This window comes from Methanosarcina sp. MSH10X1 (assembly GCF_004099695.1).
GTDB lineage: Archaea > Halobacteriota > Methanosarcinia > Methanosarcinales > Methanosarcinaceae > Methanosarcina.
In genome coordinates this window covers 110,547-125,994 of record NZ_SCHL01000002.1, presented here as the reverse complement: position 1 = coordinate 125,994, position 15,448 = coordinate 110,547, and the positions used below count along the sequence as shown (strand labels likewise).

Annotated in this window: 12 protein-coding genes; 8 read left to right on the top strand and 4 right to left on the bottom strand. The window is 46.2% G+C overall.

The annotated features are described in order from the left end of the window. Positions 1 to 136 precede the first annotated feature (136 nt). The 6 genes from EQO05_RS02205 to EQO05_RS02180 all read left to right on the top strand — a co-directional run bounded on the left by EQO05_RS02205 (position 137) and on the right by EQO05_RS02180 (position 6,442). On the top strand, positions 137 to 1,612 hold the full coding sequence (locus EQO05_RS02205) for a tryptophan--tRNA ligase (RefSeq protein WP_205793661.1): 1,476 nt from the start codon (positions 137 to 139) through the stop codon (positions 1,610 to 1,612). An 80-nt stretch (positions 1,613 to 1,692) separates the two neighbouring features. After that, complete coding sequence (locus EQO05_RS02200) at positions 1,693 to 3,171, top strand: phenylalanine--tRNA ligase subunit alpha (protein ID WP_128503355.1); 1,479 nt, start codon at positions 1,693 to 1,695, stop codon at positions 3,169 to 3,171. Between the two features lie 240 nt (positions 3,172 to 3,411). Continuing rightward, positions 3,412 to 3,735 (top strand): hypothetical protein, encoded by a 324-nt coding sequence (locus EQO05_RS02195; protein WP_128503354.1) that lies wholly within the window; start codon positions 3,412 to 3,414, stop codon positions 3,733 to 3,735. Positions 3,736 to 4,100: 365 nt separating this feature from the next. Beyond that, positions 4,101 to 4,361: a zinc-ribbon domain-containing protein gene (locus EQO05_RS02190; protein WP_240664285.1), complete on the top strand. Its 261-nt coding sequence runs from the start codon at positions 4,101 to 4,103 to the stop codon at positions 4,359 to 4,361. A gap of 106 nt (positions 4,362 to 4,467) precedes the next feature. After that, positions 4,468 to 5,808 (top strand): MFS transporter, encoded by a 1,341-nt coding sequence (locus EQO05_RS02185; protein ID WP_128503705.1) that lies wholly within the window; start codon positions 4,468 to 4,470, stop codon positions 5,806 to 5,808. A gap of 187 nt (positions 5,809 to 5,995) precedes the next feature. After that, the gene (locus EQO05_RS02180; protein ID WP_128503350.1) at positions 5,996 to 6,442 is read left to right on the top strand and encodes a hypothetical protein; all 447 of its coding nucleotides are present in this window, start codon (positions 5,996 to 5,998) and stop codon (positions 6,440 to 6,442) included. A gap of 270 nt (positions 6,443 to 6,712) precedes the next feature. Here the strand turns inward: EQO05_RS02180 and EQO05_RS02175 are convergent, their stop codons facing one another. The 4 genes from EQO05_RS02175 to EQO05_RS02165 form a co-directional block, all read right to left on the bottom strand. Further along, entirely contained in the window at positions 6,713 to 9,073 is a 2,361-nt protein-coding gene (locus tag EQO05_RS02175; RefSeq protein ID WP_240664284.1) for a copper-translocating P-type ATPase, read from the bottom strand. A 278-nt stretch (positions 9,074 to 9,351) separates the two neighbouring features. Beyond that, positions 9,352 to 9,507, bottom strand: coding sequence for a hypothetical protein (locus EQO05_RS15365; RefSeq protein WP_164888443.1), 156 nt, complete (start codon positions 9,505 to 9,507; stop codon positions 9,352 to 9,354). Between the two features lie 466 nt (positions 9,508 to 9,973). Further along, positions 9,974 to 12,793: a cation-translocating P-type ATPase gene (locus EQO05_RS02170; RefSeq protein WP_128503348.1), complete on the bottom strand. Its 2,820-nt coding sequence runs from the start codon at positions 12,791 to 12,793 to the stop codon at positions 9,974 to 9,976. 196 nt (positions 12,794 to 12,989) lie between these two features. Next, the gene (locus EQO05_RS02165) at positions 12,990 to 13,217 is read right to left on the bottom strand and encodes a DUF2892 domain-containing protein (RefSeq protein WP_128503347.1); all 228 of its coding nucleotides are present in this window, start codon (positions 13,215 to 13,217) and stop codon (positions 12,990 to 12,992) included. A gap of 270 nt (positions 13,218 to 13,487) precedes the next feature. Here EQO05_RS02165 and EQO05_RS02160 point away from each other — a divergent pair, with 270 nt between their 5' ends. Together EQO05_RS02160 and EQO05_RS02155 are read left to right on the top strand one after the other, a co-directional pair. After that, positions 13,488 to 14,762, top strand: a complete 1,275-nt coding sequence (locus EQO05_RS02160) for a YcaO-related McrA-glycine thioamidation protein (RefSeq protein WP_128503345.1) — start codon at positions 13,488 to 13,490, stop codon at positions 14,760 to 14,762. Further along, positions 14,759 to 15,418, top strand: coding sequence for a TfuA-related McrA-glycine thioamidation protein (locus tag EQO05_RS02155; protein ID WP_240664283.1), 660 nt, complete (start codon positions 14,759 to 14,761; stop codon positions 15,416 to 15,418). Before EQO05_RS02160 ends, EQO05_RS02155 begins: the two co-directional genes overlap by 4 nt. Positions 15,419 to 15,448: the final 30 nt, after the last annotated feature.

The window sequence follows — 15,448 nt, the reverse complement described above, 5'->3', positions numbered from 1 at the left end:
TAAACATTTACATATAAGCAGGTATTTTAAAAGAGAGATTTAGCTGGAACTGCGTTCATATCTTTAGTTGTTTCCAGCAAGAAAAGGCTGCCTTCCGAAGGTGTTTCTTCAGGAAACGACAGCAATGAGGGATTTAATGACTAATAAACTTGACCCATGGAGTTCAAGCGACATTACTGACTATTCCAAATTATTCGAAGAATTCGGGATTTCTCCTTTTGATGAGATTCTTCCGGAAGTTCCTTCCCCAAGCACGTACATGCGGAGAAGGGTCATCTTCGGGCACCGTGATTATGAACAGATTGCAGAGGCTATGCGCACAGGTGCTCCTTTTTCTGTTATGGACGGTTTTATGCCTTCGGGAAAAGTTCACCTCGGGCACAAGATGGTTATGGACCAGATAATCTGGCACCAGCAAATGGGAGCGTCGGCTTTTGTCGGGATCGCAGACAGGGAAGCTTTCTCAGTACGCGGCTTTTCCTGGCAAAAATGCAGGGAGATCGGGACAGAAGAATATATATTAAGTCTTATTGCTCTCGGTTTCAAGCCCGATGGTCTTATTTACTTCCAGTCAGGCTGTGAAAGCGTAAAAGATCTGGCATTTGAACTCGGGGTCAAGGTTAATTTCTCGGAACTGAGCGCGATATATGGTTTTTCAGGAGAAACAAACCTCTCTCACATGATAAGTGTGGCAACCCAGGCTGCAGATATTCTCCAGCCTGAGCTGGAAGAATTCGGAGGACAAAAACCCGTTGTAGTTCCTGTAGGTCCGGACCAGGATCCTCACCTTCGCCTTACAAGGGGACTCGCAGGCAAAATGAATATGTTCAGGATCGAGGAAAGGGAAAACGCAAACGGATGGAAATATCTCAGCATCAGAGGAAAAGGGGCTCCGAAGGAAGCTTTACGGGAACTCAAAAAACGCATTCCTGGGAAGGTAAAACTCTACGAAGAGCATATTGATGTGCTCCAGACTCCTGATTATCCGTTCCTGACAAGGCTTGGTTCGGAGGTCAGAAAAACTGATAGGAAAGAACAGTACCTGGCCGAAATTGAAGATGCTTCCAGGTTTATGAAAGAAGCCAAGCCGCCCGAATTCGTTGAGTACGAAAAATATTTTGTTTTCAGAAAAATCTGGAAACTTACCAGAAAGATGCTGGAGCAAATCGTTGCAGAAGTTGCAGCCGAGTTCGGAGGTTATGCTTTCATTCCTCCTGCCTCCACCTATCACCGCTTTATGAGCGGACTGCAGGGGGGAAAAATGTCGAGCAGTGTTCCTGACAGCTATATTGCTCTCACTGACGACCCGAAGGAAGGGGCAAAGAAGGTAAAGAGGGCAAAAACTGGAGGCTGTGTAACACTCGAAGAGCAGAAAAAACTGGGTGGAAAACCTGAAGAATGCTCAGTCTTTGAGGTAATGCTTTTCCACCTGCTTGGAGATGATGAGGAATTACTGGAAATCAGGCAGGAATGTATCTCAGGGTCCAGGATGTGCGGCTCATGCAAGCAACTTGCAGCCGAAAAAATGTCCGAATTCCTGAAAGACCATCAGGAAAAAAGAGAGCTTGCAAGGGAACAGCTCGATGAATATAAGATAATCTCCAAAAAATAAACTTACAGATTAAATTACCATAAAGTAATCATAAAATACCGTTTTTAGGATTTTCAAAAATTCCAGGATGTGACTATAATATGAGTATTCAGGAAAACCTCACAATTAACGAGAAAAAAGTCCTGCTTGCCCTTGAGGCGCTGGGGTCTGCAACTCCCGAAAAACTGGAGGAGAAATCAGGGTTGCAGGTAGACGCGGCAATGCAGGCAGCTTTCATGCTTGCGGAAAAAGGTCTGGTTTCAGTTTCCGAAAAGGTACTGGAACGCTATTCTCTTACAAAAGAAGGGGAAGAGTACACAAAAAACGGGCTTCCTGAGCGCCAGATTCTTGACTCCCTCAAAGCTCCGACCTCACTTGAAGAGCTGAGGAGCCGTTTCTCTCCGCAAATGGTTGGAATTGCTACGGGCTGGCTCGTAAAAAAAGGATGGGCAAAGGTTGAAAACGGGGTGATGGTGCCGTCCGGAAAAGTAAATGCAGAGAAAGATGAGGAGACGCTTGCGGCTTTCACAGGCAAAGTAAAGACTCTGGAAGAGCTTGCATCCGACGAAGGAACAATAAAAGATCTGCTCAAACGCAAGCTCATTATAAAGCATGAAGAAAAATTCAGAACGGTTTCCATAACTGATTCAGGGAACGCACTTGCAGCCCGGGGACTCGTGCTTGAGGAGGAAATTGCCCAGCTCACACCCGATTTACTGAAGAGTGGAGCCTGGAAAGGGAAAAAGTTCAGGCCTTACCGTCTTGACATTACTCCGAAAGCCCTTTACGGTGCCAAGCTTCATCCTTACAGGCGCCTTATAGAGCAGATGCGCCAGATCTTCCTGGAAATGGGCTTTACCGAGATAAAAGGCGGAATAATCCAGAGTTCTTTCTGGAATTTCGACGCCCTTTTCCAGCCGCAGGACCACCCCGCAAGGGATATGCAGGATACCTTCCACCTGAACACTGCCTGCCAGCTCCCTTCTGAATACTTTGAAAAGGTTGCCGCAATGCACGAGCGAGGAGGAGAGATCGACTCCTGCGGCTGGGGAGGAGTCTGGGATAAGGAACTTGCAGGACGCAATGTGCTGAGAACCCATACAACAGCCGTCACTATCAAGTATCTCGCAGACAATCCCGAACCGCCTGTAAAAGCTTTCTGCATTGACCGAGCTTACCGCAGGGAAACGATCGACCCTACGCATACCCCGGAATTCGAACAACTTGAGGGTGTCGTAATGGATAAGGATATGTCTTTTGCGGACCTGCTCGGTTTACTGGCAGAATTCTACCACAGGCTGGGATTCGAAGAAATTCGCTTCCGCCCGGGATATTTCCCCTACACTGAACCGAGCGTGGAACCCGAGGTTTATGTGGACGGCCTGGGATGGGTTGAACTTGGAGGCGCAGGCGTTTTCAGGAAAGAAGTTACTGAACCTCTGGGGATTAAAGAGCCTGTTCTTGCCTGGGGACTTGGGGTAAGCCGACTTGCTATGCTGAAACTGGGACTTAAAGACCTCAGGCTCCTTTACCAGTCTGATATTGACTGGCTCAGGAAGAACGAAGTTTGCAGGACCTGAAATTGGATTCCAGGCTCATAACCTGAGGTTCTCAGGTTAAAACTTTTATTTTTACCTTAAAACCGGAAAATACGACTATCAAGGTTACGGAAGATGGGGGGTGTAAAGTCGGGAGGATACACCTTACGGGATTTTAGTTCCTAAACATATTTTCGTAGACTAATATATAATTATATGTGTATTAGTTGAAAGATCAGGCAAGATTATACGTCATAGCACTTAACTAAAAGAGGTAAACAGATGACAAATAACTCGTCAGAATCTGGGACTTCACCTGAAGACCTGCCGAATGTCCCGGAAAATGAAAAGGGAGCGGATACACAAGCGGCAACTGCAGAAACTGGCATCGCGATTCGGTACTGGCTTGAACTGATACCCTATCCCGCAGGCAGCGCAAGAAGTTTATGGCTTTTTGTCAATGATGAGTGGAGGCATCTCGACGACCCGGACCTTGGTACCCAGATCTCTGTGCAGAATGCCTTTTGCAAATGTCCGGAACGCCTGGAAGTACAGGTCTGGTACTCTGGCGATAAAATTCAGGGACTATTAGTAAAGACAAAATAAGTGAACAAAATATGGGCTCCATTGGAGTTTCTTTACTTTTTTGTTATGCGGATAATTTTGACTAAAAGGCTGTCAGGACTAGTTCCGGATCAAACCTGCAAGTTTCGGGCACAATCAACTTTTTACTATTTCTGATTTTTACCTTCTCATAGTAAGTTTTTAAGCATCCTGGGTTTTACAGAGTTTTCCGATGACTTAGCCCGAAGAGAAAGGGCGAAAATACCATTAAATATCCCAAATTCCATTTTCTAATATAGAATGTTAGGGGAAGAAACAGGACCGGGGGGTCAGTTACGAGCAGAAACAGGTATAGAGGAATCTCACAGAGCGATTGGTACGGAACAGTTCTGGTACTTTTAGTGTTCATGGCAATAATTGTAATATCATCGGTTTTCCTGCTTCCTGATTACTGGTATCTCTGGCTCATTATAATAGTCGGAGGCGTCTCCCTGCTTGTAGTATGGCACACAAAAAACTTTGCCTATCTCTGTCCCGGATGCGGTGAAGTGTTTGAGGTTTCAACGTTTGAAGATTTCCTCAGCCCTAATGGTGGGAACAAAAAGTACGTGAAGTGCCCTAAGTGTGGGAAACGCGCCTGGGCTGATATTCTTAAAATTAAAGAGTGAGTTATCCTTAAAAAGTAGCCATTATTTGGAAGCTGAGTATACCGGTTATGGAAGAAGGGAACCTGAAAGTCTGGAAAGGTTTTCGGGAACAAACCCCAGGGAAGACATGGAAAAAGAAAAAAGAAACCGGAAAAACAAACCAGAACCTCATACCGGAGAAAACAGTTCCCTCCTTCCAATCCTTGCTGTCAATTTCATAGGAACGCTCGGGTTCAGTATTGTGCTCCCGTTTCTGGTATTTCTTGTTAACAGGTTGGGAGGAAATGCTTTCATTTACGGCCTTGCAAGTGCTATATATCCGGCTTTCCAGCTAATAGGCGCCCCTATTCTCGGCAGGTGGTCTGACACTTATGGTCGTAAAAAACTTCTGTTTTTAAGCCAGCTAGGCACGCTGCTCTCGTGGATTATTTTTCTTGGAGTTCTTTTTCTTCCCGTTATAAGTCTCTTTAAGGTCGATTCCAGAGTTCTGGGAGCTTTTACTATTACCCTGCCCCTTGCAGTACTCTTTTTTGCCAGAGCGCTTGACGGGTTGACCGGGGGAAATGTATCGGTAGCCAATGCCTATCTGGCCGATATTACCTCAGAGGGCAATAGAAGTCGGAATTTCGGGAAAATGTCGATTTCCGAAAACCTTGGATTTATAGTTGGTCCTGCCCTTGCAGGAATATTGAGTGTGACAGAATATGGAGACATAGCCCCTGTCCTGGGAGCAATAGCAATCTCGGTTATTGGAACATTGCTAATCGTATTTTATCTTCCCGAAAGTAAAGAGTGTGCATTTGAGAGGTTTGAAGGAATAGACAATGTACGAAAAGTTTTCGGTTATGAGATTAGAGAATGCAAAACCCCCCACGAAACAAGGAAACCGCATTTCAGGGAAGTTCTTAGACTTCCGGATATTCCTTATATGCTGGGCCTGTATTTCCTAATCGATCTTGGTTATAGTATATTCTACACAGCTTTTCCCCTGCACGCGGTTTTAACTCTTAACTGGAGCATTGCGGATATGGGCGTTTATTTCACTGTACTTAGCGGGCTTCTGATAATCGTACAGAGTACTGTACTTCCCAGGGCTTCAAGAAAATATTCGGATGCAGTCCTTATGATATTTGGAAGCCTTATGCTCGGTACGAATTTTTTACTTCTCATTCCTGGAAATTTTTTCCTGACTTACCTTGCAGCAGGATTTTTCGCACTTGGAGACGGGCTTATGTGGCCTTCCTTTCTTTCCCTTTTATCGAAAGTTGCAGGAAGAAAATGCCAGGGCACGATACAGGGGTTTGCCAGCAGTTTCGGAGGCCTTGCCGCCATTACCGGGCTAATCCTTGGAGGCCTTTTATACGAAACGCTTGCAGGATTTTCTTTTTTAATTGCGGGCCTGGTGATCTACACCGTTTTTTTGCTCGATTTCCGGCTCAGGCATTTTGAAGAAAATTTAAAATACTGACCTGCTAACCTGGTTCAGGAATTTTCATCATCTTAGATAAAGACTCAAGAGAAAATTTAAGTTATACATTTAAATCGCATATTTTAAACTAAATAAATTACATTTTCAAAGACAATTATAATTAGACGAAAGATCGAACCGGAAAATCCCGGCAGATAAAAAACGGGATCTCAGACCGAGGTTTATTATGAGCAATACAACCAAATTATTGATGATTATTCTCCTGGTCGTGACTGCGTTAGTAGTTGCACAATTGATTGATCGGCCTCCGGGAGAAAACGGAGCAGTGAATCGAGAAGACATCATTGGGAAAGGATCTCTTGACGCATTCGTAAGCGAATCCCACAGCTACGAAGACAGGTTTGTGTTTACCTGCGCTCCAAGAAGCCCGGACTCCAGATTTGATTGCTACATGAGTTATGAGTTCAGGGAAGATGGAAATATCCTCGAAACTGCTGATAAAAAATTTTACGGGAATGTCTCGTCTGAAAATCCTATTGTGCTCGAATTCCCAAGAAAGGAAAATTCCACATATGAACTGGAAACTGTGATTGAGGATAAAGGCGGAATCAACCTGCATAAAAGCGAGATCAAAATCGGTTCTGCAACTGTAGAGAATGAGACCGTAAATTGAATAAAAAAGAGAAAAGTTTGAACCGGCGCTTACACGAAGGTTGTATAGAAGCTGGAAAGTGAAATATACCTGCTTTTAGTAGCTTACTTGAGGCTAATTCCTTTCCAGCAGCTTTTCGTGAATTTCCCGAGCTATAACTTTCTATCCGAACCTTAAATTTATTACTTCTTTTTCTTTCCCATAAGTCTTGAGATAAATCCGACTACTGCCGAAGCTAGTGCGGCTAAAGCGATTATCTTTTTTATACTGCGGAATATTCCAAACACTAAATCACCCCATCTTTAAAGTTCTCGCATTTACTGCTACTATGACGGTACTCAGGCTCATAAGAACGGCACCTATAGCAGGGCTCAGCAGGATTCCGTATCCATAAAGCACCCCTGCTGCAAGGGGAATTGCAAAAAGATTATACCCTGTTGCCCAGAGAAGATTCTGATACATCTTGGAGTAAGTTTTCCTGGAAAGCCCGATAATATAAACTACATCTCTCGGATCGTTTTTTACCAGGACTATATCAGCGGTTTCGATTGCGACATCCGTACCAGCCCCTATGGCTATTCCGACATCAGCCTGAGCCAGGGCAGGTGCGTCATTAACTCCATCCCCGACCATGCCTGTAATGTACTGAGCCTGAACTTCTTTGACCTTTTCAGCTTTCTCATGAGGAAGGACTTCTGCGAAATAATCATCAAGCCCCAGTTCCCGGGAGACCCAGGCTGCAACATATCGGTTATCCCCCGTAAGCATGAGGCATTTAATTCCCATGCTTTTAAGTTTCGAGATAGCTTCCCTCGATTCCTTCCTGACAATATCAGCAAGTGCAAGGGCTCCGAGTATCCTGTCCTCCTCAAGCAGAAACACAACGGTCTTTCCCTGTGCCTTGATTTCTTCAATTTCCTCGTCTTTCAGGGTAAGCCCTTTTTCTTCAAGATAGCCAGGGCTTACAACAAGGAACTTTTTTCCTTCAACCATACCCTGTACCCCTTTTCCCGGAATAGAACTGAATTCTTCTACGGATTGGGTTTGCAGCCCTTTTTCCCGTGAACTTTCCACAATGCCTGTCGCAATTGGATGTTCCGAACTGGCTTCCAGCGAGGCGGCAAGGCTTAAGATTCTTTCATTATCTTCTCCGTTTTTCTCGCCAGAAAACGAAACCACATCCGTGATCCCAAACCTTCCTTCGGTAAGTGTACCGGTTTTGTCAAAAATAATAGCCTGAAGATTGCGTGCTTTTTCAAACGCCTGCCTGTCCCGAATGAGAAGTCCGGATTTTGCGGCAATAGACGTTGAAACTGCAACTACTAGAGGTATTGCAAGCCCAAGGGCATGAGGGCAGGTAATGACCATTACAGTCACTGCCCTTTCCAGCGCAAAGACAAGCTGCTGACCAAAGAGAATCCAGAGAGTAAAAGTGAGAGTTCCCACAGTAAGGGCTATAATTGTCAGGTATAGCGCAGCTCGGTTTGCCAGATCTTGAGTTTTTGATTTGCTTTCCTGGGCAGTCCTGACAAGTTCAATAACCTGGCTTAGATAGGTGTCCTTTCCTGTTTTTTCTACCCTGACGACAAAAGCGGCTTCCCCGTTAATCGAACCGCCGATAACATCGTTTCCGGGCTTTTTCGTGACAGGTTTCGACTCCCCTGTAAGCATGGACTCGTTGACACTGCTTGCCCCCTCCACAACTGTCCCGTCCACAGGCACCTTTTCTCCGGGTTTGATGAGAACCTCATCCCCGATTTTTAGCTTGTCAACCTCTACATCGACAAAGTCTCCATTTTTCTTCAGGTGGGCAACCGAAGGCATGATTTTTACCAGTTCTTCAAGGGCTCTTGAAGCTCCCATGACCGAACGCATTTCAAGCCAGTGCCCGAGCAGCATTACATCAATAAGGGTTACAAGCTCCCAGAAAAACACCTCCCCATCCAGCCCGAAAACCACAGCCGAGCTGTAAAAATAAGCCACGCTGATTGCAATGGCTATAAGGGTCATCATTCCGGGCGATTTATCAGAAAGTTCTTCTTTTATCCCCCTGAGAAATGGGTACCCGCCGTAGAAGTAGACGACCGAGGAAAGCAAAAAGCTAAGGTAATCCGCTCCCGGAACCTGAAGCTCGAAGTTAAAAAAATCCTGGATCGTAGACGAAAGCAGCAAAACCGGGAAAGTTAACACTAAAGAAACGAGAAATCTCCTTCTAAAGTCTTCAAGCATATGGGCATGATGGTTGCCGTGCCCTTTCCCGCCAGCAGCCCCATGACCCTCATGCTCCGCTCCTTCGTGTTTCATTCCTGCATGCGGTTCATGAGCCTTGTGTTCCATTTCACCTTGTTGTCCGTGTTCCGTTTCTGCATGCTTCATCTCTTCGTGCTGCTCAGGGCTTCGCTCCATTTCTTCGTGTTGACCGTGATCCAGCGATTTCTCTTCGGTAAGCATAGTTTGATCTTCGGGATGTCCCTGATGTATTGTGTTTCCAGCAGGTTTATTTCCGGCAGGCTTATTCCCGCTTTCTCCATGAGATTCATGGGAATTCCCTGGCGTTTCTCTTCCTGAGCTATGACTTTTATCATGAGAGGAAGGTTCATTTACCTGAGTTTTAGAACTATCAGTATTCACTCCCCTCTCTTCAGCCTGCATATCTTCCCAATTCCCCTGATTTTAATTATAATAAATATTATAATTTTTAATATATTTGAAAATAAAAGAACCAAATATCCTGAGTCAGGAAAAAGATAAACCTTTTATGACCAGCCAGTCCAGAGAACTGATATCCGAAGAATAAAAAACAGGAGAACTTGGAAAGAAACTAAGAATATTCTAAACAAACGCAGGGAAAAAGAACCAGAGCTAAGCTACTATAGGACATCCTGAAAGGGAAAACAAAAGAAAAACACGTAACACGCATGTAACGGGACTTAACTGCTCTGAGCTTTCCTCATACTACGACGCACGGCAAGAACCAGAATAAAGAACATAACAACGCTTAAGATCCCGATGAGAATAGCATCCCTAAAGGCTACGTCCAGAGGAATGTGACTGATAGACCCATAATCCTCAAGCAATGTAGTCATATTTTAATCTACGTGCTTGGATATAATAAACTTATCTAATTGTCTTATACAGCGGAAAGAATGCTTTAATGTGTATCAGATTTAAAAAAGCAGCATCTTTTGAGCAGAAACCGAAATCCATGAATGGCATACTCTTTCTAGAATATCTATACATCAATTTCCTCCTGACTGGATGCATTAGAATTCACGGAAAAAAAGAGAGACAGTTTAAGCCGGAAAAAAAGAAAAAGAAAAGAGAACATGGAGGGGATAACTTTCTCTTTTCTTGCCAGAATAGTAAACTTTCCTATTGCTTAAAAAACTTTTGAAAGTTCGTTTTGCATTGTCAGGAAGCTTTATTAGCTTAAAGGCATTGTTGAAAAACTGAAGAAGTTGAGAATATTCTTTATTGGCTGGTCTGGAAACGAGAACTCCGTTTCTGGCGGACTGCCCGCCTTCGCTATCTTATAAAATGCTGCATAAATCTTCACACGAGATCTCTTTTTGTTCGGTTTTCCCACGCGCGTACAATGATTTTGCTTAATTCACGCAGCCATAGCACCGAGCTCGCTACTGCTGCACAGAGTAGCCAATCGCCAGGGTTCAGGCTCACGGTCGAAAATGCCTGTTGCAAAAACGGGATGTAAACAACTGCCAGTTGCAGTAGAAAAGATAACAGGACCGCTCCCCACAGCCATTTGTTTGAGAGCAGTCCGACAAATGCGCTCTGCTTATCCGAACGTGCATTAAAAACGACGAACAGTGAAAAGAAAACCACAGTAGTAAAGGCCATCGTTTGCGCATACCGCAGATTGCCCGCTCCTTCGATCAGACCGCCGGGTAGGCTGGCATCCAGTACTAGCAGAGTCCCGACTGCCATGATTGCCCCGGTAAAGAGATTGCCAGCCCACATGCTGCGGGTGATCACTCCTTCTTCCCTGGGGCGCGGTGGTTCTCTCATCAACCCTGGCTCCGCAGGGTCAACTCCGAGCGCGAGCGCAGGTGGCCCGTCTGAAATAAGATTGATCCAGAGGATCTGAGTCGCCAGCAGAGGCAGCACTATCCCGGTCCCGCCTTCCGCAGTCAAACCTATTACGTCCGCCAGCAGCAAACCGAAGAACATTATCATTACTTCCCCGAGATTTGATGACAGCAGGTAGCGCAGGAACTTGCGGATATTAGAGAAAATTGCGCGTCCTTCTTCAACAGCCCCTACAATGGTCGCGAAATTATCATCTGCGAGCACAACATCGGAGGCTTCTTTGGAAACATCCGTTCCTGTAATGCCCATTGCTATCCCTATATCGGCAGTTTTCAAGGCGGGTGCATCGTTGACCCCGTCGCCCGTCATTGCCACAATCGACCCTGCACGTTTTAACGCTTCCACGATCCGAAGTTTATGCTCGGGATTAACGCGCGCATAAACCGACACCGTTTGAACCGTCTGGTCAAGTTTTTCCTCAGTCATCTTCTCAAGTTCGGTGCCCGTGACAGCCTGCCCGTGAACTGGAATGCCAAGTCCCTCAGCAATGACTGTAGCGGTTTTGGGATGGTCGCCTGTAATCATAATAGGACGGACCCCCGCAGCCATAGCGCGTGCAACTGCATCCTTAGCTTCCATGCGCGGGGGATCAATCATCCCAATCAGCCCCAGGAAGACGAGTTCTTTCTCGACGTCCTCATCAAGGCCCTCTTGCTCAAACGTGTCTTTTGACATCGCGCGAAAAGCAACCGCAAGTGTTCGCAGGGCTTCACCTGCCAGTTCTTCATTGCTTTTCAAAATTTCTGCACGGCGTTCCGCAGTCAGAGGTTTGATTTTGTCTCCAACAAGCTCCTGGGTACAGCGGGCAAGCAATACATCAGGTGCACCTTTGGTAAAGCTAAGGAGCCGTCCCTTCTGTTCGGTATCAGTATGGACCGTGCTCATCAGTTTGCGCTCGGAAGAGAAAGGCACTTCTCCGATACGTTCCAGCCGTGCATTGAGCGCCTCAGCTTCCAGCCCCGCTTTGCGCGCCGCTACAATCAGTGCCCCTTCGGTCGGGTCTCCATGTACAGCCCAGCGCCCGTCGCGCTCATGCAGTACGGCATTGCTGGCCCGGTCGGCGGCTGCAAGTGTACGGACGAACTCGAACTCCAGTGCGCCATCGATTTTTCCCCCTCCTTCCCTGCGCACCTCCCCTTCAGGGGAGTAACCCGTACCTTCTAAATCGACTCTCCCGCTTGCGGTGACGACTCCAAGTACTGTCATTTCATTCTTCGTCAGCGTACCCGTTTTATCGGAAGCGATGACGTTAGCCGAGCCCAGAGTTTCGACAGCTGCAAGGTGGCGTACGATGGCATTTTTCCGCGCCATGCGCTGCACACCAAGAGAGAGCACAACTGTTACCACCGCGGGCAGGCTTTCCGGTACCGCCGCGACCGCAAGCGCCACACCTAATATGAGCACGTCAAAAAGGGCTGAGAAACCTCTAACATCTTCGATCAGGATGATTGTTGTGATTATTACTACTGCAATGGCGATAACGACGATCCCGAGCAGTTTGCCGACGCGGTGGAGTTCCTCCTGTAGAGGGGTAGTTTCTATCGGCGTTTCTTTGAGCATTCCGGCAATTCGCCCCATTTCGGTCTGCATTCCAGTTGCTGTTACCACCGCACGCCCGTGCCCGTAAACAGCCACAGTGCCGCTAAAGATCATATTGTCCCGGTCGCCGACTCCAACCTCTTCCGTAATCGTGAGATTGTCTTTCAAAACAGGCAGGCTTTCACCTGTCAGTGCTGCTTCGGCTGTTTGCAGTGCAGTTGACTGGATCACTCGAGCGTCTGCCGGGACAGTATTGCCTTCTTCGATAACTATAATGTCACCGGGTACGACATCAGTCGCTTGAATGCTCTGCCGTGTCCCGTCCCGAATGACGTTTGCGTGTGCCGCCGTCATCTGACGCAATGCAGCCATCGCTTCTTCAGCCCGTGACTGCTGAACATAACCCATAACCGCATTGAGCAGTACGACAGCGAAGATAGCAATCGCTTCGTAAGGCAGTGCCGAATCACGCTCATAAAGCCACAGTCCTGCCGAAATCAGTGTTGCGATAAGCAGCAGGATAACAAGCACATCCTGAAACTGTGCCAGGAACTTTCTCCACGCAGGCACGGGCTTTTCTGCCGTCAGTTCATTCCTGCCGTACCTGTCTAGCCGCGCCTGTGCCTCATTTTCGCTCAAACCAGTGTGCGCATCCGTGCCTAGTGCAGTTAATACTTCATTAGTTGACTGTTGATAAGGAATAATCTGATCCTGCTCAATGGTCATGGTGCTTCCCCTGATTATTTTTCATTTGTCCTGAATATTACAGGAATGCCGGATAGAATCCCATCGAAAGAAGAGGCTGGGTAAGACTAACAACTTCAATGCGTTTTTTGCCTTCGAAGCGTAAGTTGAAAGAAAACTGGAGAATTAGTATCTCCGAATGTACTGTTCACTGAAGTAAGCTTCCTGCACAGAAGTTTCATTTTTTCTCTGCGGTACTGATTCCTAGAATTGCATAAGGAGTGCAGTGCCTGAGGATTGAGCTGTAGAGCCCTGTAAAAGCTATAGCTGCAACAATCCACTTCCAGGGAGACCTTTTCACAACTCCTGTTGCCAGTGCGAGAGTTGCAAGTATTCCATATATGGTTCGGAACAGGAGATCAAAGCCCCCTACATTTTCCTCCAGAAATAATTTTCTAATATTCATCGGACAAAACCCCCTTATAAGCCCTCTTACATACTTATAGAGCCTTCAATATATAGCATTATTCTGTTTATACTCTGTTTATATTATGTTCGCAGTATGTTTGTATTATGTTCGCAGTATGTTTGTATTATATTTGCAGTATGTGTGTATTGTGTTTGTATTAGTCTATAATTGTCAAAAAGTCTTCAGAGAAATTATGTAAGAACCCTGAAAAGTTTCGATACCCGAAAAATCGCATTATATATAACAAGAGATAGAAGGTTTCTAACTATGCCTGAAATAAAAATTGACAGATCGATCTCATATCTCGAAGGCACGCAGCGAGTATATGACGAAGCCACAACCCTGGAAAACACTAAAGATGAGATAAAAAAAATAGGCGTTACCCGAATTGCTGATATTACGAACCTGGACAGGCTTGGAATCCCTATTTTCTCGGCAATCCGCCCCAGTGCAGCAAAGGGAGCTATCAGTATTTACTCAGGCAAAGGTTCAACCGAGCAGAGAGCCCGAATCTCGGCAATAATGGAAAGTTTTGAGCGCTGTCTGGCAGAAAGGCCTGGCCTGAACGCAAATATAAAAAGCGAGATTTCAGCCCCTGCGCTTGTGGAATCCTATAACACCTCCAGAGAAAGCTGTACAGTTCTCGACCCGGCAACTCTACTTCTGCCCCAGCCCCATCTTCCCCAGTCCCTGTGTGAGTGGGTTGGTGCATATGATATAATTAACAGCGAAGAGGTGTTCGTAAGCGCCAATGCGGTTTACCATCCGTATAACTCGCCAGGGCAGTGCCAGAAACTTTTCCTTAGCAATACCAATGGGCTTGCTTCCGGAAACATTATTGAGGAAGCTATTCTCCACGGGTTGCTTGAGGTTATAGAAAGGGATGTAATTAGCATAGGGCAGTTTTCCCGCAACCTGGGAAAAGAAATCGTGCTGACTGAAGAAGACGGATACCTGTACGAACTTGCCAGCAAGTTCAAAGATGCAGGAATAGAACTCAAGGTCTGGCTGGTTCCGACCGATACCGGCATTCCGACAGTAATTGCGGTAACTGACGACTTAAAACTCAAAGATCCGGCTCTTCTTGTTATGGGGGCAGGCTCTCACCTGAAACCCGAAATTGCAGTTGCCAGGGCGATAACCGAAGCTGCCCAATCACGGGTAGTCCAGATTCAGGGTGCAAGGGAAGATACGGATAGGGAAGATTTCATACGAAGTGTAGGGTATGACCGCATGAAACGTTTGAACGGGTTCTGGTTCGAAGAAGGAGAAAAAATTTCACTTTCTCAAGTGCAGGATCTGTCAAGGAAAAGCCCTGCAGAAAATATTGATGTTATACTCGAAAAACTTAAGGGACTTGCTGAGAGGGTGCTTGTAGTAGACCTCTCAAGAGAAGAGGTTAAAGTGCCGGTTGTCAGGGTGATAATCCCTGGGTTTGAACTTTTCACTATTGACCGGGACCGAAAGGGAAAAAGAATTGGCTCCCAGAGGAAGAGAGAATTTTCCAGAGATAAAAATGAAAAGCCGTGGAAGAGACGATGAAAGCAAGGGCGGTAATCTTCACAGGCAACAGCATCAGCCATGAGGACGCAAGAAAAATCCTGAGGGCAAATTACCAGCCCCCCGTACGCAGGTTCCAGCTTGAAAAATTTGTCCAGCAAGGGTACAGGGTAATAGGAATAATTGACGGAATCTTTTTTGATAGGGCTGCTGTAGGGCACAGGGAGATTCTCTCTGCGCTTGATGCAGGCGTAAAAGTCGTAGGCGGCGCCAGTATGGGAGCTCTACGGGCTTCGGAACTGGATACCCACGGGATGATAGGCGCAGGAAGAGTTTACGAATGGTATAGGGACGGTGTAATCGAGTCCGATGATGAGGTCGCAGTAAGCACAAACCCTGACACTTTCGAACCCATTTCCGTGCCTCTTGTCAATATAAGGGAAACCTTGAAAGCCGCATTCATTTCGGGATTTGTGAGCGAGGAGGAATATAAAGGACTCCTGAAGCTTGCAATTGATACCTACTACCCTGACCGGAGCTATCTCGGGCTTGTGAAAGAAGGGGCGAAAAAAGGGCTGATTCCGGAAGAAAAGAAAAAAGCCATTCTGGATTTTTGCACAGGCAGTCAAGTTGACATAAAAAGAGAAGATGCAATCCTTGTGCTCAAAACCGTAAAAAAGCTGATTGAAGAGGCCTGAAACTTCAAGCCCCTCAGATCAGCACTTTCC